The 21319-nt window shown below is 68.0% G+C and carries 16 protein-coding genes, 1 tRNA gene and 2 pseudogenes; 9 read left to right on the top strand and 10 right to left on the bottom strand.

Going from position 1 to position 21319, the window contains the following annotated elements; genetic code table 11:
- Positions 1-24: 24 nt before the first annotated feature.
- The 6 genes from FNV62_RS27780 to FNV62_RS27755 form a co-directional block, all read right to left on the bottom strand.
- Positions 25-1152, bottom strand: a complete 1128-nt coding sequence (locus tag FNV62_RS27780; protein ID WP_054231332.1) for a sugar ABC transporter substrate-binding protein — start codon at positions 1150-1152, stop codon at positions 25-27.
- A gap of 567 nt (positions 1153-1719) precedes the next feature.
- Complete coding sequence (locus FNV62_RS27775) at positions 1720-2166, bottom strand: heat shock protein transcriptional repressor HspR (protein WP_054231331.1); 447 nt, start codon at positions 2164-2166, stop codon at positions 1720-1722.
- A gap of 4 nt (positions 2167-2170) precedes the next feature.
- Positions 2171-3355 (bottom strand): molecular chaperone DnaJ, encoded by a 1185-nt coding sequence (gene dnaJ, locus FNV62_RS27770; protein WP_054231330.1) that lies wholly within the window; start codon positions 3353-3355, stop codon positions 2171-2173.
- Positions 3356-3388: 33 nt separating this feature from the next.
- On the bottom strand, positions 3389-4057 hold the full coding sequence (grpE, locus tag FNV62_RS27765; RefSeq protein ID WP_060897053.1) for a nucleotide exchange factor GrpE: 669 nt from the start codon (positions 4055-4057) through the stop codon (positions 3389-3391).
- On the bottom strand, positions 4054-5904 hold the full coding sequence (gene dnaK, locus FNV62_RS27760) for a molecular chaperone DnaK (protein ID WP_054231328.1): 1851 nt from the start codon (positions 5902-5904) through the stop codon (positions 4054-4056). The genes grpE and dnaK overlap by 4 nt, the downstream gene beginning before the upstream one ends.
- A gap of 95 nt (positions 5905-5999) precedes the next feature.
- Positions 6000-7067 carry an MraY family glycosyltransferase gene (locus tag FNV62_RS27755; protein ID WP_054231327.1) on the bottom strand — a complete coding sequence of 356 codons (1068 nt, stop codon included), beginning with the start codon at positions 7065-7067 and terminating at the stop codon, positions 6000-6002.
- Between the two features lie 280 nt (positions 7068-7347).
- On the opposite strand from FNV62_RS27755, the gene FNV62_RS27750 reads away from it, so the two are divergent.
- Positions 7348-9615 carry a (Fe-S)-binding protein gene (locus FNV62_RS27750; RefSeq protein WP_143627453.1) on the top strand — a complete coding sequence of 756 codons (2268 nt, stop codon included), beginning with the start codon at positions 7348-7350 and terminating at the stop codon, positions 9613-9615.
- A gap of 175 nt (positions 9616-9790) precedes the next feature.
- On the opposite strand, the gene FNV62_RS27745 is transcribed toward FNV62_RS27750, so the two are convergent.
- On the bottom strand, positions 9791-11422 hold the full coding sequence (locus FNV62_RS27745; protein ID WP_143605510.1) for a subtype B tannase: 1632 nt from the start codon (positions 11420-11422) through the stop codon (positions 9791-9793).
- A 347-nt stretch (positions 11423-11769) separates the two neighbouring features.
- Here FNV62_RS27745 and FNV62_RS27740 point away from each other — a divergent pair, with 347 nt between their 5' ends.
- Together FNV62_RS27740 and FNV62_RS27735 are read left to right on the top strand one after the other, a co-directional pair.
- A complete protein-coding gene (locus FNV62_RS27740; protein WP_143627451.1) occupies positions 11770-13104 on the top strand; it encodes an FG-GAP repeat domain-containing protein in 1335 nt (444 codons plus the stop codon).
- Between the two features lie 134 nt (positions 13105-13238).
- Entirely contained in the window at positions 13239-14255 is a 1017-nt protein-coding gene (locus tag FNV62_RS27735) for a Yip1 family protein (protein WP_079089577.1), read from the top strand.
- Positions 14256-14419: 164 nt separating this feature from the next.
- Here the strand turns inward: FNV62_RS27735 and FNV62_RS27730 are convergent, their stop codons facing one another.
- Together FNV62_RS27730 and dcd are read right to left on the bottom strand one after the other, a co-directional pair.
- Entirely contained in the window at positions 14420-14935 is a 516-nt protein-coding gene (locus FNV62_RS27730) for a phosphoribosyltransferase (protein WP_143627449.1), read from the bottom strand.
- Between the two features lie 23 nt (positions 14936-14958).
- On the bottom strand, positions 14959-15534 hold the full coding sequence (gene dcd, locus FNV62_RS27725) for a dCTP deaminase (RefSeq protein ID WP_054231394.1): 576 nt from the start codon (positions 15532-15534) through the stop codon (positions 14959-14961).
- 500 nt (positions 15535-16034) lie between these two features.
- On the opposite strand from dcd, the gene FNV62_RS27720 reads away from it, so the two are divergent.
- The 4 genes and pseudogenes from FNV62_RS27720 to FNV62_RS27705 form a co-directional block, all read left to right on the top strand.
- A tRNA-Gly gene (locus FNV62_RS27720) sits at positions 16035-16108 on the top strand.
- A 119-nt stretch (positions 16109-16227) separates the two neighbouring features.
- Positions 16228-16461 (top strand): annotated as a pseudogene (locus tag FNV62_RS27715) (ATP-binding protein); the annotation flags it as partial.
- Between the two features lie 182 nt (positions 16462-16643).
- Positions 16644-16802 carry a hypothetical protein gene (locus FNV62_RS57625; protein ID WP_240362873.1) on the top strand — a complete coding sequence of 53 codons (159 nt, stop codon included), beginning with the start codon at positions 16644-16646 and terminating at the stop codon, positions 16800-16802.
- Positions 16799-17011, top strand: a pseudogene (locus FNV62_RS27705) (hypothetical protein); the annotation flags it as partial. The gene FNV62_RS57625 and the pseudogene FNV62_RS27705, both read left to right, overlap by 4 nt.
- Positions 17012-17044: 33 nt before the next feature.
- Here the strand turns inward: FNV62_RS27705 and FNV62_RS27700 are convergent.
- Positions 17045-18453 (bottom strand): IS3 family transposase gene (locus FNV62_RS27700; protein ID WP_399221741.1). Its coding sequence is split into 2 segments (ribosomal slippage): positions 17045-18087 and positions 18087-18453, totalling 1410 coding nucleotides; the frame shifts between segments, so codons are not numbered across the junction.
- 973 nt (positions 18454-19426) lie between these two features.
- Here FNV62_RS27700 and FNV62_RS27695 point away from each other — a divergent pair.
- Positions 19427-20320 (top strand): amidase domain-containing protein, encoded by an 894-nt coding sequence (locus FNV62_RS27695; protein WP_164331762.1) that lies wholly within the window; start codon positions 19427-19429, stop codon positions 20318-20320.
- Positions 20321-20332: 12 nt separating this feature from the next.
- A complete protein-coding gene (locus tag FNV62_RS27690) occupies positions 20333-20893 on the top strand; it encodes a hypothetical protein (protein ID WP_143627441.1) in 561 nt (186 codons plus the stop codon).
- Positions 20894-21319 lie beyond the last annotated feature (426 nt).

Raw genomic sequence — 21319 nt, 5'->3', positions numbered from 1 at the left:
TCAGGGAAGTTCGTCAGTCCACGACTACTTGAGGCCGATCGCCGTGCAGTCCGCCTTGGTCGAGGAGGTGCAGATCTGCTTGACGGTGTAGATGCCGTCCTGGATCACCGTCTCCTTGATGTTGGCCTTGGTCAGGGCGACCACGGGCATCAGCTGGGAGGGGATCTTCTTGTTCGTGGGGCTGTCGACCTTGTCGCGGGTGAGCGCGTCGAACTCGATGCCCCGCCCCTGGACCTTCGCCACAGCCATCTCGGCGGCCGCGGAGGCCTCGTCGGGGTAGGACTTGTAGACGCTCATGTACTGCTCGCCCCGGACGATCCGCTGCACCGCGTCCAGCTCGGCGTCCTGACCGGTGACCGGCGGCACCTTGCTGACGCCCATGGTCTTCATGGCGTCGATGACGGCGCCCGCGAGGCCGTCGTTGGCGGAGTAGACACCGGCGATGTTGCTGAGGCCGATGGCCGAGATGGCCTTCTCCATGTTGGCCTTGCCGACGGCCGGGTCCCAGTCCTTGGTGTCGTACGTCTTGGAGATGACGACCTTGCCGTTGAGCTCACCCAGGGCGCCCGACTTGAACTGCGCCGCGTTCGGGTCGGTGGGCGAGCCGTTCATCATGACGATCTTCTTCGAGGAGGCGTCGGTGCCCAGCGCCTCCAGGAGCGCCTTGCCCTGCACCTGGCCGACGAGCTCGTTGTCGAAGGAGATGTACGCGTCGATCGGGCCCTGCGCCAGACGGTCGTAGGCGATGACGGGGATGCCCGCGTCCTTGGCCTTCTGCACGTCGCTCGCGATGGCCTTGGAGTCCACCGCGTCGACGAGGATCACGTCGACCTTGTCGGCCACCATCTGCTGGAACTGCTGGCTCTGCTTGGTGGCGTCCTGAGCCGCGTTGGCGTAGTCGACCTTGCCCTTGTTGTTGGTGAGCTTGGCGACCTGCTGCTCGATGATCGGGTAGTCGAACTTCTCGTAACGGGTGTTGGCCTTCTCCGGGAGGAGCAGGCCAACCGTGATGTCGTCACCCTTGGTCGGGCTCGCCTTGGTGCTGCTGCCGCCGATCCCGTCCACGACACCGCAGGCGGCAAGGGAGACGGTCATCGCGGAGCAGGCCAGGGCTATGGCGGTACGACGAAGCCGGGTGTTACGAGTGTTCACATCAGGTGCCTTCCGGGCGAGGTAGCTGCTTTGCGACCCAGGTGGCTGAAAGCCAACGCGGCGATCACCTCAGCGTCAAGGAGTAACCACTTAACGAGATGGCAACAGCATTCTGTGTTCCCCAAGTGAACACGATGGGAAGGGGGTGCGCCGCCACTTCCACAGAACCCCTCTGATTGACTTGCGTCACTCGCTCCCTGGCGGCATACAACCCTCCCCCAGTCCGCGAGTCTCGAAGGTGGCCGCACACGTCGCAGCACGAAACAGGGGAAGCATGAGACCAGTTGGGCGGAGCGGACCGGCGCTCGCCGCGACGCCGACGATCGCCACCACCGGGGGCCTGCTCGCCGTCTCGGGGGCGCCGGCCTCCGCCGCGAGCAGCTGCGCATCACCGGTGTACAAGCGGCAGTTCTACGTGAACACCACCTTCTCTGACACACCGAAGAAAACGGACTCGACCTCACCCCACCGGCGACTGGACGGTCACCGAACCGGCGCGGTGAGCCGAGGAACGCCGAAGGGGGTGGAGAGGTCGACGACCTCTCCACCCCCTTCGGTACGTGGGAGCTAGTCCGACTGCCTTTTCGGCCGCCAGACCACCAGCGCGCTCGTCTGTTGGACCTCCTGGTACGGGACCAGGTCGCGGCGGTACGAGGCGTGCACCGCGGCCTCGCGCTGCTGCATCGCGGCAGCGGCGCCGTCCAGGGCCGATTCCAGTTCCGCGACGCGGGACTGGAGGGCGGCCACCTGGTTCTCCAGCTCGATGATGCGCTTGATGCCGGCCAGGTTGATGCCCTCGTCCTGGGACAGCGCCTGCACCGTGCGGAGCAGTTCGATGTCGCGGGCCGAGTAGCGCCGGCCCCGGCCGGCGGTGCGGTCCGGGGAGACCAGGCCGAGGCGGTCGTACTGACGCAGGGTCTGCGGGTGCAGGCCGGAGAGCTGGGCCGCCACCGAGATGACGTAGACCGGGGTCTCCTCGGTCAGTTCATAGGGGTTTCGACGACGGCCGTCCATCTGCTCATGCTCCCTTCGCGGCCTGGAACAGCTCCGCCCGTGGGTCCTCGCCCGCGGTTGCCTCGCGATACGCCTCCAGGGCGTCGCGAGCCTTGCCCGACACGTCCGTGGGGACCGCGACCTCGACGGTGACCAGGAGGTCGCCGCGCGTACCGTCCTTGCGGACGGCACCCTTGCCGCGGGCCCGCATCGTACGGCCGTTGGGCGTGCCCGGGGGCAGTTTCAGGGTGACCGGGGGGCCGCCCAGGGTCGGTACGCGCACCTCGCCGCCGAGTGCCGCCTCCGCGAAGGTGACGGGCACGGTGACGGTGAGGTTGTCGCCCTTGCGGCCGAAGACCGGGTGGGCGTCCACGTGGACCGTGACGTACAGGTCGCCTGCCGGGCCGCCCCGTTCGCCGGGTGCGCCCTTGCCGCGGAGGCGGATGCGCTGGCTGTCGCTCACTCCCGCCGGGATGCGGACCTGCATCGTGCGCGAGGACTTGGCACGGCCGCTGCCGTGGCAGATCTCGCAGGGGTTCTCCGCGATGAGACCGCGGCCCTTGCAGTCCGGGCAGGGGTCCGTGAGCGAGAAGCCGCCGCCGGAGCCGCGCGCGACCTGGCCGGTGCCGACGCACGTCGGGCACACGCGCGGTGTGCCGTTCGCGTCGCCGGTGCCCGAACAGGCCTTGCAGGGCGCCTGGGACGTCATCCGCAGCGGGACCGTCGCGCCGTCCACCGCCTCGGTGAAGCTGAGCGTCACCTCGGTGTCGATGTCCTGGCCGCGCCGGGGCTGGGTCCGCGTACCCGTGCCCGCGCCGCCGCGGTTGAACAGGCCCCCGAAGACGTCACCGATGCCGCCGCCGAAGCCACCGGCACCGCCTGCTCCGCCCTGGGCGCCGCCTCCGAAGAGGTCGCCCAGGTCGAAGTTGAAGTTGCCGCCGCCCGCGCCGGGACCCGGACGGAAGCCGCCGTTGCCGAAGAGGGCGCGTGCCTCGTCATACTCCTTGCGCTTCTTGGGGTCTCCGAGCACGTCGTTCGCCTCGGAGATCTCCTTGAAGCGCTCCTCGGCCTTGGCGTTGCCCTTGTTGGCGTCCGGGTGGAACTCGCGGGCGAGCTTCCGGTACGCCTTCTTGATCTCAGCCTCGGTGGCGTCCTTGGGGACGCCGAGGACCTTGTAGAAGTCCTTCTCGATGAAGTCCTTGGTGCTCATCCTCGACGCCCCTCCTCTCTCATGCGTTCAACGTCAGCCCTCGTCCGGGCCACCGCTCTCCTTGTCGTCGGCCGCCTCGGCGGAATCCTGGGAGTCCGCCTTGCCGGTCTGCGCCCCCGGCTGGGGTTCGGCGACCGCCACCCGCGCGGGGCGGATGGTGCGCTCGCCGATGCGATACCCCGGCTGCAGAATCGCCACGCACGTCGTCTCCGTGACGTCCGGCGCGTACGAGTGCATCAGGGCCTCGTGGATCATCGGGTCGAAGGGCTCGCCCTCCTTGCCGAACTGCTGGAGGCCCATCTTCGCCGCGACGGTCTCCAGCGACTCGGCCACCGACTTGAAGCCGCCGACCAGTTCGCCGTGGTCCCGCGCGCGGGCGATGTTGTCGAGCACGGGCAGGAGCTCGGTCAGGAGGTTCGCGATGGCGATCTCCTTGACCGCGATCCGGTCGCGCTCGACCCGGCGGCGGTAGTTCTGGTACTCGGCCTGGAGCCGCTGGAGGTCCATCGTGCGCTCGCCGAGCGCCGTACGGACCTGGTCCAGCTGTGCGGTCAGACCGGCCATCTGTGCTGCTGATGCGTCCCCGGCCGGGGCCGCCGCCTCCTCCGTGGAGGGGGTGGCGGCCTGCGGCTCGGCGTCGTCAGGGGTGGCGCCGGAGGGGACGTCAGGCTTCTCGTCGAAGCCCGGGGTCTCCTCCGTCACGCGGCACCGTCCTTGCGCTCCTCGTCGACGATCTCGGCGTCGACGACGTCGTCATCGGCCTTGGCCTGCTCGGCACCGGGGGCACCATCGGCGCCACCGGCGGCCTGCGCGGCCTGGGCGTCGGCGTACATGGCCTGGCCGAGCTTCTGCGAGACCGCGGCGACCTTCTCCGTGGCCGTGCGGATCTCGGCGGTGTCCTCGCCCTTGAGCTTTTCCTTCAGCTCGGCGATGGACGCCTCGACCTCGGTCTTGACGTCACCCGGGACCTTGTCCTCGTTGTCCTTGAGGAACTTCTCGGTCTGGTAGACGAGCTGCTCGCCCTGGTTGCGGGTCTCGGCGGCCTCGCGGCGCTTGTGGTCCTCGTCCGCGTACTGCTCGGCCTCCTGGCGCATCCGGTCGACCTCGTCCTTCGGCAGCGAGGAGCCACCGGTGACGGTCATCTTCTGCTCCTTGCCCGTGCCCAGGTCCTTCGCGGTCACGTGCATGATGCCGTTGGCGTCGATGTCGAAGGCGACCTCGATCTGCGGGACACCGCGCGGGGCCGGCGGCAGACCGGTCAGCTCGAACATCCCGAGCTTCTTGTTGTACGCCGCGATCTCGCGCTCGCCCTGGTAGACCTGGATCTGGACGGACGGCTGGTTGTCCTCGGCGGTGGTGAAGATCTCGGACCGCTTGGTCGGGATCGTCGTGTTCCGCTCGATGAGCTTCGTCATGATGCCGCCCTTGGTCTCGATGCCGAGGGACAGCGGGGTGACGTCGAGGAGCAGGACGTCCTTGACCTCACCCTTGAGGACACCGGCCTGCAGGGCGGCGCCGATGGCGACGACCTCGTCCGGGTTGACACCCTTGTTGGCGTCCTGACCGCCGGTCAGCTCCTTGACGAGCTCGGCGACGGCGGGCATGCGGGTCGAGCCACCGACGAGAACGACGTGGTCGATCTCGGAGAGGTTGATGCCCGCGTCCTTGATGACGTTGTGGAACGGCGTCTTGCAGCGCTCCAGAAGGTCCGCGGTGAGCTGCTGGAACTGGGCGCGCGTGAGCTTCTCGTCCAGGTGCAGCGGGCCCTCGGCGGAGGCCGTGATGTAGGGCAGGTTGATCGAGGTCTCGGTGGACGAGGACAGCTCGATCTTCGCCTTCTCGGCGGCTTCGCGCAGACGCTGGAGCGCCATCTTGTCCTTGGCGAGGTCCACGCCGTGACCGGAGCGGAACTGCTGCACCAGGTAGTCGACGACACGCTGGTCCCAGTCGTCACCACCGAGGTGGTTGTCGCCGTTGGTGGCCTTCACCTCGACGACGCCGTCACCGATCTCCAGGAGGGACACGTCGAAGGTGCCGCCACCGAGGTCGAAGACGAGGATCGTCTGGTCGTCCTTGTCCAGGCCGTACGCGAGGGCGGCGGCCGTGGGCTCGTTCACGATGCGCAGGACGTTCAGGCCCGCGATCTCGCCGGCCTCCTTCGTCGCCTGGCGCTCGGAGTCGTTGAAGTAGGCCGGGACGGTGATGACCGCGTCCGTGACCTTCTCGCCCAGGTAGGCCTCGGCGTCGCGCTTCAGCTTCTGCAGGATGAAGGCGCTCATCTGCTGCGGGTTGAAGTTCTTCCCGTCGAGCTCGATCTTCCAGTCCGTGCCCATGTGACGCTTCACGGAGCGGATGGTCCGGTCCACGTTCGTGACCGCCTGGCGCTTGGCGACCTCGCCGACGAGCACCTCGCCGTTCTTGGCGAAGGCGACGACGGACGGCGTGGTCCTGGCGCCCTCTGCGTTGGTGATGACGGTGGGCTCGCCGCCTTCAAGAACGCTGACGACGGAGTTAGTCGTGCCCAGGTCGATGCCGACCGCACGTGCCATTTCAATTCCTCCAGCAATGACTTGAGTGGAACGGACTCAAGTGTGCACCACACTCATTGCTGGGTCAACAGACATGAGTCACGGGGGCTCAAGTCTTATCTCTTGCTTACACGCAGGTGTGCTTGTACACGTGCTCCGACCTGCGGCTTCACGGTCAACCGACTCCCGTACGCGGGGACATGCCGTCCCCCGTAAGTGGGGATCCGAAGCAGCGCGAGCACGGCGACACCGACGCCGCCCGCCACCCACAACGCCGCCGTCGCGCTCACCCATCCCATGTCGATCAGCATCCCGACGAGTGCACCCGCGAAGCCGGTGACCCCCACGACGACCGCGGCGCCCTGGGGCGTGACACCGAGGCGTCGCAGCCGGTGGACGAGATGATCGGGGGCGCCCCGCAGCAGCGGACGCCCGGCCCGCCGCCGCGACACCAGCACCAGTACGGCGTCGGCGGTCGCCACGGCCGTCAGCGCGAACCCGGCGCCCACGCTCGACCCGGCCGCCCGCCCGGCGTGGACCAGTACCGCCGCCGAGGTCAGCACGAACCCGACGAACAGCGCGCCGCAGCGCCCCGGCACGATCCGGGCCGGGGGCCAGTTGTGCATCAGGAACCCGGTCAGCGCGGCGGCCAGCACGCTCAGCAGCGCCGCGAGCCCGTCCATGACCTCGGCGGCCGCGCAGCCGCTCAGCGCGAAGGCGGTCACCACCGCGACCGTCCCCATCACTCCGTCGGCGTGATCGAGCGAGGTGAAGGCATGGGTGGCGAGGGCGATCCAGCCGACGGCCACCACCCCGACCACCGGGCCGAGTTCGTCGTACGGCACGGTCAGCGCGGCGGCGCCGGTCACGACGGCCGCCTGGAGCGGAACCCGCACAAGGGCCGGCGGGGGCCACAGGTCCGCGACGAGTCCGAGGACGCCGACCCCGATCCCGGCGGCCAGCAGCCGTCCGGCCGCCGACCCCAGCGGCGCCACGTCCGTCCAATCGCCGACCCCGGCGACGAACGCCGTGACCGCCACCACCGCGACCCCGCCGAGCAGCGGCACCGCGCGTGCCCTCCGGCGTTCGACCACGCCGAGGCGCAGGGCGAGGAGCCGCAGCAGGGCGGCGAGGAGGGCGGCGAGGAGCAGGGCGGAGGTGGCGGCGGCGATTCCGTACAGCACGCCGCCAATTTAGTGTTAAATGTCGTAAATATGCTGCATATAGCACGATCGGGTTTACGTGTCGGCCGGAGACCGGCAGCTGTCGGCCGGTGACGTGCGCAACTGCCGGTCGGTGACTTCGGCGACTCAGGTGGACCTCAGCGACGCAGATCACCGCACCGCTGGCTACAGTGCGGCGGAAGATATGGGTAGTCTCAGACGGACTGCATAAGTTACCGCTTAGTAATCGGCTGAAGGTCGGCCTTCAGCTCCCTCCCTCGCAGGCCCGAGGAGCCCCCGAATGCAACTCGCCGCGATCATTGTGTCGCTGGTACTCGCCGTGGTCGGCGTGGCGCTGTTCTCCCGCGCCATCGCGCAGATCTACCGGTTCGTACGGCTCGGCCAGGACGTCCCCGCGGGCACCCGCACGGACGACTGGACCGCGCGCACCGTCACGGTGGTCCGGGAGTTCCTCGGCCACACCCGGATGAACCGGTGGGGGGTGGTCGGCGTCGCGCACTGGTTCGTGGCGGTCGGCTTCTTCTCCCTCGTCGCCACGCTGGTGAACGCCTTCGGGCAGCTCTTCCAGGCCGACTGGGCGCTGCCCATCATCGGGCACTGGCTGCCGTACGAGATCTTCGTCGAGTTCATCGGCCTGATGACGACCCTCGGCATCCTCACGCTCATCGTGATCCGCCAGCTGTCCCGGCCCGACCGGCCGGGCCGCAAGTCCCGCTTCGCCGGGTCCAACGTCGGCCAGGCCTACTTCGTCGAGTCGGTCATCCTCATCATCGGCCTCGCGATCATGACCCTGCGCGGCCTGGAGGGCGCCCTCGCCGACGTGCACGGCTACGAGGCCGCGTACTTCGCCTCGTACCCGATCGTCGCCGCCTTCAAGGAGACGAGCGTCGGCACGCTCCAGAACCTGATCTACCTCACCGCGATGATCAAGATCGGGACGTCCTTCATCTGGATGATCACGGTCTCCCTCAAGACGGACATGGGCGTCGCCTGGCACCGCTTCCTCGCCTTCCCGAACATCTGGTTCAAGCGGAACGCGAAGGGCGAGACCGCCCTCGGCGCGCTGCTGCCGATGACGAGTGACGGCAAGGCCATCGACTTCACCGACCCGGGCGAGGACGACGTCTTCGGTGTCAGCCAGGTCGAGCAGTTCTCCTGGAAGGGCCTGCTGGACTTCTCCACGTGCACCGAGTGCGGCCGCTGCCAGTCGCAGTGCCCCGCCTGGAACACGGGCAAGCCGCTCTCCCCCAAGCTCCTCATCATGTCGCTGCGCGACCACGCGCACGCCAAGGCGCCCTACCTGCTCGCGGGCGGCGGCAAGACCATGGAGGGCGAGGAGAAGGCGTCGGCGGAGCAGCTGGCCGACGTGCCCGCCGCGGCGCTCGCCGAGGCCGAGCGCCCCCTGATCGGCACGTTCGAGGAGAACGGCGTCATCGACCCCGACGTGCTGTGGTCCTGCACCACGTGCGGCGCGTGCGTCGAGCAGTGCCCGGTCGACATCGAGCACATCGACCACATCGTCGACATGCGCCGCTACCAGGTGATGATCGAGAGCGCGTTCCCGTCCGAGGCGGGCACGATGCTCAAGAACCTGGAGAAGAAGGGCAACCCCTGGGGTCTGGCCAAGAAGCAGCGCCTCGAGTGGACGAAGGAAGTCGACTTCGAGATCCCGGTCGTCGGACGCGACATCGAGGACCTGTCCGAGGTCGAGTACCTGTACTGGGTCGGCTGCGCCGGCGCCCTGGAGGACCGCGCCAAGAAGACCACGAAGGCCTTCGCGGAGCTCCTGCACATGGCGGGCGTCAAGTTCGCCATCATGGGCGGCGACGAGAAGTGCACCGGTGACTCCGCGCGTCGTCTCGGCAACGAGCCCCTGTTCCAGGAACTCGGCATGGAGAACGTCGCCGCGCTGAACATGGCCTTCGGCGAGGATGACGAGGACGAGTCGACGAAGAAGCCGAAGTCGGCGAAGAAGATCGTCGCGACCTGCCCGCACTGCCTCAACACCATCGGCAACGAGTACCCGCAGCTCGGCGGCGACTACGAGGTCATCCACCACACCCAGCTGCTCCAGCACCTCATCGACGAGGGCAAGCTGCTGCCGGTCACCCCGGTGGACGGCCTCATCACCTACCACGACCCCTGCTACCTGGGCCGCCACAACAAGATCTACACGCCGCCGCGCGAGATCATGTCGGCCGTCCCGGGCCTGCGTCAGCAGGAGATGCACCGCCACAAGGAACGCGGCTTCTGCTGCGGTGCCGGTGGTGCGCGGATGTGGATGGAGGAGCGGATCGGCAAGCGCATCAACAACGAGCGCGTCGACGAGGCTCTTTCGCTGAACCCGGACATCGTGTCCACAGCCTGCCCGTTCTGCCTCGTGATGCTGACCGACTCGGTCAACGGCAAGAAGAACGACGGCCAGGCCAAGGAGTCCGTCCAGGTCGTGGACGTGGCCCAGCTCCTTCTCGACTCCGTCAAGACGCCGGTCGACCCGGCGGGGGCGGCGGAGGCGGAGAGTGAGCCGGAGCCCGAGCCGGTGAAGTAACCGACGTGATCATCCGGACGCCGGTGGGCCGAGCTTCTCGCCCACCGGCGTCCGGCGTTTCCCCGCCCCCGAGTGCTTGGGGGCGGGTAGGGGCGGCGGCGGGGGCGAGGATCCCTTCGGACGGCGCGACGCCGAGCCCGATGGCGTGCGGGCTCGGCGTCGTGGTGGGACGGTGCTACTTCGCGGAGCGCCGCCGCTTCGAGTCGCCCGTCACCTTCGCGATCCACGTGAGGAAGTCACCCGGGTCGACGTTCGAGCCGTGGCCCTCGTCCCAGTAGTAGAGGTGATCGACGTCGTCACCCAGGTCGTCCAGCGCCGCGGCGAGGTTGGCGGACACCGTCAGCGAGGTGTCGGAGTCCTTCGTACCGAGGCGGATCCACCAGTGCCTCGACCGGCCGGGGTTCTCCTCCCCGATGTGGTGCATCGGGTTCATCAGGTCGAGCTTCTCGGGGATGTCGCTCGCGACCCGCTTGGTGCTGAGGCCGGTGGTGTCGTTCTTCGCGCCGTACGCCGTGAAGTGCCGCGCCTCGGTGGTGCCGGCGCCGAACTCGTTGTTCTCGCCCGCGGACAGGTCGAACGCGTCGAAGGCCGGTGTCGTCTTCTTCCGCGCGCCGACGTGGGTGAGGAAGTCGGCCCAGGTGAAGGTCGCCCTGCCGCCGGACCACGTGATGAACGTGTTCGCGGCCAGGTACGTCGCACGGTCGGCCTCCGACAGCGCCGCCAGGTACTTCGTGGCGGACGGCTGGAGGTAGGTCTGCACCAGGTAGTCGTCGTAGTTGCGGGCCGTGAGCGGGCCGAAGCCGTTCAGACCCCGCAGCCTCAGGGATGCCTGGTACTCCGCGAACTGGGCCCGCAGCGCCTTCGACACCGTCTGGTCGACGACCTTGCCGGTGCTCGCCGTGACGTTGGTGCCCCAGTTGAACTCGTACGCGCCGTCGGCGTGCTCGAGGTCCGTGATGGGGCACCAGGCGCCGGTGGCGAAGATCGCGTCGGACGCGTCGGCGGCGCCCAGCTCCTTGAGGTACTTGTCGTAGATCGGGCTGTCGCCGGACGCGCCGAGCAGGGAGGACAGGGCGCCGCCCGCGCTCGTACCGGTGGAGACGATCCGGTCGGTGTTGCCCGGGATGACTCCCTTGTTGGCGCGGACGTAGCGGACCGCGGCCTTCAGGTCGACGATGGCGGCCGGGGCGGTGCCGTAGTACGTGCCGGCGGAGTCGGTGAGGGTCCGGCCGCGCGCGCCGGGCTCCACGACGACGTAACCCGCCGCCAGGCCCAGCTTCCCGAGGTTGACCATCCCGCCCTGGGCGTTCACCATCGCGTTGCCGCCGGACTGCACCTCGCCCGTGCCGGCGCTGCTGGAGGCCGAGGGGCCGGCGGACGCGCTGGGAGAGGCACCGCCGCCGGCGCCGCCCGTGGGCATGCCGCCGGTCATCTCGGCGCCGCCCACGCCGGTGGCGTCCGCCACGGACGACGGCATGTAGCCGCCCACCGCGTTGGCGAAGACGATCGGAGCGTTCGTCGCGTCCACGGCCTTGCCGTCGATCTTGACGGGGACACTGACGTTCAGGCTCTGGTACTTCGCGTCCACCGGACTCGCGACGTAGGTGATGGCCTTCCAGAAGTGGTACACCACCGTGTGATCGGTGCCGTCGGCGTCCGCGATGGTCGTCGTCAGCTCGGCGTAGGCGTCCTTGTCGAAGACCAGGGAATCCGACGCACCCGAGGACTTCGCGCCCGTGCTCGACGCGTTCGCGCTCAAGGCGAAACCACCGGCTGCGGCGGCTCCGGCGGTCGCGCCGATACCCATGACGACGGTCCTGCGCTTCACTGCCCTGTGCTTCACAGAATGCCTTCTCCCTGTTCACGGCGGCCATAAGGCGGCCAAAACGGCTGGTCAGGGGCTCGCGGGCCACTCTTCACGCCGGGTGCCGCCCCCGTTTGTCCGGTCCTTGCGAACGTAAATTGAGCCGCTCGATATTGTCAACAATTCTGTAAAATTCATCGCTGACACACAGCCCTTTCCGAGGTGGCGACACCGCCCCGACACCGCTCCGATGCGGCTCCGGTGCCACTCCGGTGTCGCTCCAATTCCGCTCCCGTCGAATCCGGCGCATCATGGCGAGGTTGTTGTCCATGGGGCGGATGAGGTGAACGGTGGGCGAGCGAAAAGCCGGTGTACGGGCCGCGGCGGTCAGCTGCGTACTGCTGCTCGGGGGATGCGCCGGCACCGGGAACACCGGTTCCGCGCGACATGAACCCGTGACCGTCGCCAAGGCTCCCGCCCAACTCCCCGTCCCCCGCGGCAAGGGCGGCAAGTCCGCCGACGACTTCAACGGCGACGGCCGTCGCGACCTGGTCCTCAACGACCTGGTCAAGGACCCCGACGACGCCCACGGCGACGACGCGGGCATCGGGATCGTCTACGGAACCGGAGCCGCACATGGACTCGCGCCCGGCGCACGGCAGTTGCTCAACCCGGCGCGCCAAGCGGCCCGTACGAAGGGCCAGCCGCCCGCCGTCTTCGACACGGAGGCGAGCTGCGACCTGGACAGGGACGGCTTCACCGATCTCGTCGTGTCGACGGACCCGCCGTACGACGGCCAGGGCCGGCCCCCCGTCCCCCTCCAGATCCTCTTCGGCTCCCCGGCCGGCCTCACCGGCAAGGCGGTCAAGCTGGTCATCCCGGAGGGGGCCCGCGCCGGCAATGACTGGCCCGACCAGCCCGTGTGCGGCGACTTCGACGGCGACGGCGCCGAGGACCTGGTCGTGCACGCCTCGGACGGCCGACTCAGCTATCTGCGCGGCCCGTTCACCAGGAAGGGCGCCCCGCGCGCGGCGGGCAGGCCCCTCCCCTCACCCGGCACCGTGCCCACCGGCCCCGCCCTCGACGTGAACCGCGACGGCTACGACGACCTTCTCGTCCGTACGGCGGAAGGCCCCGCCACGTCCGCGCTCGTCCTCGGCGGCCCGGCCGGCCCCACCCGCACCGGTACCGCCCTGCCGAGCGGCATCGACGTCGCCCTCGGCCGCTTCGGCAGGGGCCGCGCGCTCGACGCGGCGGTCGTCTCGATGGACGGAACGTATCTGCGCTACGACCTCCCCACCGCCGTACGCGACAGCATCAGCACCCCCGGGTCGGTGCTGGACGCCGGGGACTTCGATGGGGACGGCGTGAGCGAACTCGTCTCCAGCGGAGCGGAGTTGCGGATCCTGCGGGGTCGTACGTCCGGACTGTCCGCGACGGGGATGGTGACCGTGCCGCCACCGGCCCGGGGCACCACCCGGGTCCTGGCCGTCGCCGACTTCACGGGGGACGGGCGGGCGGACCTGGTCGTACGGACGTACGACGGGGAGACGAAGGACACGGTCGCGGTGTACGCGGGCAGCAAGGAGGCGCTGGTGACGGCGAAGCCGACGGTCACGTTCTCCACGTCCGAGTTCCTTGGAATGGACTCCCGAACCACCAGCGACACCCACCTCAGGAATTGATCAAACTCACGAACCACCCTTGGCCCCCTTTCAAGGTCTTCTGATCGCCGACCCGGCCGGCTCCTCGCACGACTACTGGTCCTTCAGCCGGGGCCGTGCCCCGTAAGGGACACCCGTGCTCCTCCCCTTAGGGGATGTCACAGCTCGGACCCAAACCCCCCTCCGATGGCCCGCACCCCGCACGTCACAGTGCGGGACCAGGTACGTTCGATTACGTGGCTGGATTCAGGATCGGACGCGGCCGGGACGACCGAGCCCCGCAAGCGCGACCGCAACAACACCGACCGTCGTACGGACAGCAGGCTCCCCAGGGAGGCCAGCAGCCGTACGGCTACCCGCCCGCGCCCTCGCAGCAGCAGCCGTACGGGGGGCAGCAGTACGGCGGCGGGCGGCAGCACAGCGGCGGACAGCCGGGCTGGCCCCAGGCGAACGGTGGCGGAGCCGGCGGCCACGGCGAGCCCGAGTACTTCGGCGACGGTCACCCGCAGCAGGGCCCCGACCCGTACGCGGCGAACAGCCCTGGTCACACCCAGGCCTTCTCGGTCGGCGAGGACCCCTACACCCAGGGCGGGACCTACCGCGCCGGCCAGGCGGCGGCCCCGCCGATCGGCCCCCGTCTGCACTGGAAGGACCTGCTGAGGGGCATCGTCACGGCCCCCAACCACACCTTCCTGCAGATGCGCGACTACACGATGTGGGCCCCGGCCCTGATCGTGACGTTCCTCTACGGCCTGCTGGCCGTCTTCGGCTTCGACGGCGCCCGCAAGGACGCCATAAACGCCACCCTCTCCAACGCCGTCCCGATCGTCCTGACGACGGCCGTGGCGATCGTCATCAGCACGTTCATCCTGGGCGTGGTCACCCACACCCTGGCCCGCCAGCTCGGCGGCGACGGGGCGTGGCAGCCCACGGTCGGCCTCTCCATGCTGATCATGTCCATCACGGACACCCCGCGCCTGATCGTCGCCATGTTCTTCGGCGGCGACGCGTCCTTCGTGCAGCTCCTCGGCTGGGCGACCTGGGTCGCGGCGGGCGCCCTGCTGACCCTCATGGTCAGCAGGTCCCACGACCTCCCGTGGCCGAAGGCACTGGCCGCGTCGGCGATCCAGCTGATCGCGATCCTGTCGATCATCAAGCTGGGCACGTTCTAGCGAGGACGCGCGGTACGCCGCGTACGGTCGAGCACGTACGAGAGGGCCCCCGGCACCGAACCACCGCCGGGGGCCCTCTCCATCCCCTGCGGGACCGAGTCGCCGTTCGGGGAGGGGCAGCGGCTGACGCGTTCAGCCTGCGGAGAAGGTTACGGAACCGCAGGTCAGAGCGCTTCCTTGTTCGCCTTGGGCGCCTCTCCCGACTTATGCACCGGAGGCAACACACTCCAGGGGAAGTTGATCCAGTCGTCGGTCCGCTTCCACACGTACTCGCACTTCACCAGCGAGTGGGGCTTCTCATAGATCACGGCGCTGCGGACCTCGGCGACGGTGTCGACGCAGAAGTCGTGGACGAGTTTGAGCGTCTTGCCGGTGTCGGCGACGTCGTCGGTGATCAGGATCTTCTTGTCGGAGAAGTCGATGGCGTTCGGGACGGGAGCGAGCATGACGGGCATGTCGAGCGTCGTACCCACACCGGTGTAGAACTCGACATTGACCAGGTGGATGTTCTTGCAGTCGAGGGCGTACGCGAGTCCACCCGCGACGAAGACGCCCCCGCGGGCGATGCTGAGCACTATGTCGGGCTGGTACCCGTCGTCGGCGATGGTCTGGGCGAGCTCACGGACCGCGACCCCGAACCGCTCGTAGGTGAGGTTCTCCCGCGCGTCGGACACGCTCATGCCCGCGCTCTCCCCGCTCCCGCTCACACCTGGGTCCGATGGAAGTTGAGGAAGGACCGGGAGGCGGTCGGCCCGCGCTGGCCCTGGTAGCGGGAGCCGTACCGGTCGCTGCCGTACGGGAACTCGGCCGGCGAGCTCAACCGGAACATGCACAGCTGCCCGATCTTCATGCCCGGCCAGAGCTTGATCGGAAGCGTCGCGAGATTGGACAGCTCCAGGGTCACGTGCCCGGAGAAGCCGGGGTCGATGAACCCGGCGGTGGAGTGTGTGACGAGCCCCAGCCGACCGAGCGAACTCTTGCCCTCCAGCCGCGAGGCAAGATCCACGGGAAGCGAGATCACCTCGTACGTGCTGGCGAGCACGAACTCCCCGGGGTGCAGGATGAACGGCTCGTCCCCCTCGGGCTCGACGAGCCGAGTCAGATCGGCCTGCTCGACGGAGGGGTCGATGTGTGGATAACGGTGATTCTCGAACACCCGGAAGTAGCGGTCGAGCCGCACGTCGATGCTCGAGGGCTGCACCATGGATTCGTCGTACGGGTCGATGCGCACCCGACCGGCGTCGATCTCGGCCCGGATGTCCTTGTCTGAGAGAAGCACGCCCCGAGGATACGCGGGGACTGTCAGCATTTCGCACAGTCCCCGCGCCCCAGGTCCTACCGCTGGTCCTACTGCTGAGTCCTACCGCTTCTCGAGCGTGACCGGAACGACGCTCCGGAGCCGCGCACACCGCGGACACCGGACCAATCGACCGGGGCCGAGTCGCTCGGCCTGCTGCATCGGGAACGAAGCGGTGCTGAACACGTGCCCCTCGGCACAACGGACGACGGTGCGCTCCATCAAGTCCTCAGAGTCCCTTCCCCAAGAGCCGCGTCTGACTGACGACGAAAGCCACATTACGGGATGAAAGGGATGGCCCTCCAAGCGGCACTCCGGTCCCGCCCGGACCCTCTTCCACTCCTCCACCGTACGCCCCAACTCCGGCCCCCCGCACCCATGTCCACGCCCCGAAACGCGCACCGGCCCCTCGGCGTCAGCGCCAGGGACCGGCCATGAGGTAGAGTGAGCGAGCATTCGACACCGGGCAATCGGCGTCTTACGCGGGTGTAGTTTAGTGGTAGAACATCAGCTTCCCAAGCTGAGAGTGCGAGTTCGATTCTCGTCACCCGCTCCATATGAAACCCCCAGGTTGATGACCCGGGGGTTCTTTGTTGTCTAGACCTGTAGGCGGGGCGCGCACCACATCCGCACCATAAGGGCTCGACTACGTGCCAGTGGGCTTCTCTTTGTGGCTTCCATCTGGCTCTCGCGGTCTCGTCGCACGTGGTCGCCCTGTCGGTCACGGACGACGGCGGTACCGGCACCGCGCCGAAGGCCGAGCACGCAGACCACAACGCCACACACGGGCGAGGCCTCGGCATGGTCACCGCGATCGCACACCGGATCGTGATCCACGACAGCCAGGCCGGCCACACCGTCACCGCAGAACTCTTCACGAGCGCCCGCCCGGGAGGCCACCCGTGCTGACGTCGACCACTCCCGAGGACTTAGCCGCGGAAGGACAGGGCGGCGGGTACCGCTGCTGGGCCACGGCCTACCCGCTGCACGAAACCAGCTCTATCCCCCTGGGATCACACGAGGCGACTAGCCCACGCCTGGCGCTGCGATGGCTTCGCGAGCGCGCGAGGAACGTCACGGACCAGCTCGACATGGCATACGCCCAGCCGGGCCGCTACTGGCTGAGGGACGAGACCGAACACGAACGAGCCCTCGCCTACCTGACAACGGGCACGGCCTACCAACTCACCCTGCACGACGAGAACACGCGCTACGTCCTCGTGGCCTACCCGCCGGGAGCGACCTCGTGAACGGATACATCCGCGGCTTCTGGTGCGAATGCTGGACCGAAGACCTCACCAAGACAGAACAGCCGGCCTTCCACAGCTCCTTCGACGCCCACTCGGCCGGACAGGCAGACCGCTGGATAGCGATCGCACTGCGCACCATCACACCAGCGCTGGACTCCAGAGCCTCAGACGAGGCTTGGGAGTGGCTGTACGAGGGCCGCATCGAAACGGTAGCTGTCAAGTCAAATGAAACGCATATGCGGCTATGAACTGTGTTGCTGTGGTTCGCGCCGTCGTGCGGGGTCGTTGATCCACGCCTGCTGAGGAATCTTCGGCGGCGCCGGCCGGCGGTTGAAGCGTTCGGGATGCTGCTCGAACGCGACTGTGAGGGTGGCTGCCCGTTGCTCGCGGACGAGTTCGGCGGTGCCGAAGTGGACGCTGGCGGGGGTGTGGTAGCCGATCCCGGAATGCCGGTGGACGTGGTTGTAGTGCGAGATGAACGCGTCCATCCACTCCCGTGCGTGGGCGAGGGAATCGAAGCGCTCGGGGTAGTCCGACTGGTACTTCGTGGTGCGGAACTGGCTCTCGCTGAACGGGTTGTCGTTGCTGACCCTGGGCCTGGAGTGGCTACGGGTCACACCGAGATCGAGGAGCATCTGGGAGACCTGCCTGGAGGTCATCGAGGTGCCGCGGTCGGCGTGCACGGTGTGCGGCACGATGCCGTTGCGGTCGATCGCCTCACGGATCAATTCCTCTGCCCGCGCGGCGGATTCGGCCGCCTCGACGGTGTGGCCGACGGCGTAGCGGGAGTAGATGTCGAGGATCACGTACCCGTGGAACCAGACCCCCTTCGCCGGACCTGCCAGGCGTGTGATGTCCCAACTCCACACCTCGGAGGGCCCGTTGGCGACCAGCTCGGGAACCGTGCGGGGCGGATGGGTCGCCTGACGGCGGCGTTCACCGTCCTGCCCGGCCTCCTTCAGGATCCGGTACATGGTGCGCTCGGAACAGTGGTAGCGGCCCTCGTCCAGCTCTCGTGCGTAGATCTGCGCGGGCGGCAGGTCCACGTACTCGGGCCGGTTCATCAGCTCCAGCACCGCCTGCCGCTCGACGGCCGACAGTGCGTTGACCGGCGCCGGACGCGGCGTCTTCGCCCGGGGCGGGGCAGGGTTCAGCCGCCGGTGGTGGGTGGCCCGGGAGCGTCCGGTGATCCGACACGCAGCCACGATGCCCAGATACGGGGCCAGGTCCTCCACGGCCTCGTGGAGGAGAGGCTCCAGGGCGTCCTTCAGTCCGCGCTCTTGGAGAGTGCTTCCAAGAGCGCGTGTGTTTTTCCCAGCACCTCCAGCGCGGCGTCCCGCTTCGCGACCTCCTCCTCCAGGCGCTCCACCCGCCGCCGCAGCTTGTCGTTCTCGGCCTCTGCAGGGTGCTTCTTCGGGCGGGAGGGGCTGGTGCGGTGGTCGGTCAGCTTCTCCAGCGCGCCGGCGTCCCTGGCCTGGCGCCACTCGATGATGTGGGAGTGGTACAGCCGCTCCCGGCGCAGGATGGCGCCCTTGTCCCCGGTGGGGGCCGCGTCGTACTCGGCGACGATCCGCAGCTTGTACTCGGGGGTGAAGCGGCGCCGCTTCGGCCGCGGCGCGGGATCCTGCTCGGAAGGCTTGGTGCTGGTCATGCGGGTGATGCTCCTGTCGTGCCCGCCCACAATATCTGATCATTTCGGGGCGTCTCACCCGACGATGTCAGAGAGGGAAACGAGGAGAGCTCTCCTGTGCTCGGAACCCTGCACGGTCACGATCAACCAGGGCGGCACACACATCACTTGGACGGCCCGACCAGCGCTCTTCCTACCCCTGGCCCACCGGCGAAGCCTTGAACTTCCATCCTGCGCGTACGACTTCAAGCCCCACGCCAGGTACTGAGTTACAACTTTCTCTACTGGTTCAAGTGCCCGCGCGAGCGCGGGCTGGCCCCTGGGGCCCGACCCCTCTGCGCCTTCGGCGCCGGGGCCGGCCCCTGGGGCCGCAGCAAGCAACGGCCCATGAGTAGAGACCTGGACACGGAGTCCTCCGGTCAGAACATGCCTCCGGCGAGGGCGCTCAAGCTCCGAGATGGAGGGGGCGCCGTTCGCGAGTGCCGGCCGCGTCGTGGCGTGCGCGGGGTGCTCTCATCCCGTCTGCCATCGACCCAGGCAGAGCCGAGCAGCCGTGGCCCAGGGCGTCAAGGTCGTTCGTACAGTGGCGCGCTCCACCTTGACGCCCTGAACCACGCCCGCTCCACGGTGTGTGGGCCGACGGCAGACGGGATGAGAGCTGGGGCACGTGGTGGGTGAAGGAGAGGGATCAGCGGTGCTGCGGTTCCCAGTCAGCCACGCTGACCAACCAGAAGCCGAACAGCATCACAACCACGCCGAACACCTTCACCGCCAAGCCGAGGTGTGGCGTGTTGGTCAAAGAATCGCTAACCAGTTACACGGTAAACCGCAAGCGGACGGTCTTTCAGGTGCTCCGGCTCGGATGCCGCGCGAAACACACGGCCAACTGGGAACCCACGTGTCCGCCCCTCCATCCTCCAAATCACGAGTCCCGAAGCCGCACCGATCCGCGACCAGGCGGCCGGGACCCATCACAGGGGGAAGGAACCGACTCTTGCGCAACAAGTTCGGCCGTACGATCACCGGCGCAGCAGTGCTCGCCCTCACCGCCACCGGCGCCATCACAGGAACAGCGAACGCCACCACAGACGTTCCCGGCACTTCGGGCGCCATCACAGGAACAGCAAACGCCGCCACAGACTCTGCCGACAATGCCTCCGCAGACGTTGCCGACAGCCCCTCCATAGATCTTCCCGACAACTTCTCCGCAGCCGTTCCCGACGCGGCGTGGACCGCGAACGGTTGGCCCGCACCTTCAGCCGATCCGCACCTTCCTGACGCGAACGGCAAAATCGCCGCCGACCAGGAGGAGGAGCCGCAGCCGCTCATCGATGAAGGCATCTACGGCCCTGACGCCGACCCGGCGTCCACGTCCGCAGATTCAGCCGATTCGGCAGCCGCAGCCGCAGCGATCAGCGGCAACGGAACGGCCAACTGGGCGTACAACAACCTGGACACCAGGTGGGAGTACAGGACCGACTGCGCGAACTTCGTCTCCAAGGCCCTGTACCACGGGGGCGGGATGAAGATGCGCCCCGGCGGCCGCAAGGCGGACAATGCCTGGTGGCAGGGCAGGTATGGGTTCGGTAAGAGCTGGAGTTGGACGAGCGCGGACTACCTCCGGCGGCACGTGACCAAGTGGCGGAATTCCGCGATGATTCCGCACGAGTACAACGCCAAGGTGGGGGACCTCGTCTTCTTCAAGTGGAAGAGGGAGAGGATTTACAACCACGTGGCGATCGTCTCAGCCATGGTGCAAGGGCACGCGAGGATCGTGCAGCACGGCCTGAAGAATGAGACCACTCTCAACGAGGTGATCAATCGGTACCGTCACTCCTCGAACCCGATCGAGAAGGTCACGATCGTCAGGCCCAAGACCCGCAATTAGCAAGGATGTGAGATGCCCAGGTTGAAGCAGAGCCATACGGCGACCGGATGGCTGGCAACAGCAGTGTTGCTGACGTCTGGATGTGCTGTCCTCGACAGCAGCTCTGCTGATGCCAGAGGGCCGGGCGCGTCCTACGAGCAGGCGTACGCCGACCACGAGCCGTTGCACGTGGTCGGCTACCCCTCCACCGGCTCTCTGCTGGTGGTGCAAAAGCTCGTGTGGGACATCGCCGATGGCAAAACGGATGAACTTCGCAAGGTGGCGACCAGCGACAGCAACGAGACGGACGCCCGGAAGACCGCCGAGAACTGGATCAAGGGCTTCGGTGCCGGCGCCCGTCGCAATGTGACAGGCGATTTCTATGACGACGGCTCAGAGCGCCAAGTCGTGGTCCTGTACTTCCATGACACCCGCCAGGTCAAAGAGTTCACCGTTCGGCTCGATGGCGACGCGGGCAAGGAGGACTGGCGGGTTCTGATGAAGTCGGCCGATTTCAAGGACGCAACCCATGCTCCCAACTGGGCGCCGAAGGAGCCGGGAGGAACCGGCTCCAGAATGAAGAACAGCAACTGATCGCATGAGCACCCCGGGCCCCCGCCCTCCGGAACGAGCCGGAGGGCGAGGGCTCGTCATCTCCCATGTCACGGCGCCCTGCGCCCCCTGGTGCGCGACAGCGCCAATCCTCCGATCGGGCGCTGACCTGCTGTTTGTCTCGCAATGGTGGTCCACGCCTGGTCCACACGCAGTGATCCACAACGCTACACAGCCGGATCAAGGTGAGACAGGACCCACGCAGATGGGGTGCCCCTCGGTGAGAGACACCCCATCTGACCAGCAGGTCTATGACCTCGGCGGAGGCGGTGGGATTTGAACCCACGGTGACATCGCTGCCACGACGGTTTTCAAGCTCGTTCACGGGTTGTGCGCGGTCGGCGCTGGCAGGTCTCCCCTTAGCCATCAACAGAGCCTGACCGTCGGTTGGGCCACGGGTTGGATACC

The organism is Streptomyces sp. RLB3-17 (assembly GCF_007113425.2).
GTDB lineage: Bacteria > Actinomycetota > Actinomycetes > Streptomycetales > Streptomycetaceae > Streptomyces > Streptomyces mirabilis_D.
The sequence above is the reverse complement of the archived record's forward strand: the minus strand, read 5'-3'. Positions and strand labels throughout refer to the sequence as shown.

Coding starts and splice junctions, on each gene's coding strand:
- FNV62_RS27735 (WP_079089577.1), top strand. CDS start 13,239: ATGTCACAGCTCGGACCCAAACCCCCCTCCGATGGCCCGCACCCCGCA.
- FNV62_RS27750 (WP_143627453.1), top strand. CDS start 7,348: ATGCAACTCGCCGCGATCATTGTGTCGCTGGTACTCGCCGTGGTCGGC.
- FNV62_RS27775 (WP_054231331.1), bottom strand. CDS start 2,166: ATGGACGGCCGTCGTCGAAACCCCTATGAACTGACCGAGGAGACCCCG.
- FNV62_RS57625 (WP_240362873.1), top strand. CDS start 16,644: ATGGCATACGCCCAGCCGGGCCGCTACTGGCTGAGGGACGAGACCGAA.
- FNV62_RS27690 (WP_143627441.1), top strand. CDS start 20,333: ATGCCCAGGTTGAAGCAGAGCCATACGGCGACCGGATGGCTGGCAACA.
- dnaJ (WP_054231330.1), bottom strand. CDS start 3,355: ATGAGCACCAAGGACTTCATCGAGAAGGACTTCTACAAGGTCCTCGGC.
- FNV62_RS27730 (WP_143627449.1), bottom strand. CDS start 14,935: ATGAGCGTGTCCGACGCGCGGGAGAACCTCACCTACGAGCGGTTCGGG.
- FNV62_RS27745 (WP_143605510.1), bottom strand. CDS start 11,422: ATGGGTATCGGCGCGACCGCCGGAGCCGCCGCAGCCGGTGGTTTCGCC.
- dnaK (WP_054231328.1), bottom strand. CDS start 5,904: ATGGCACGTGCGGTCGGCATCGACCTGGGCACGACTAACTCCGTCGTC.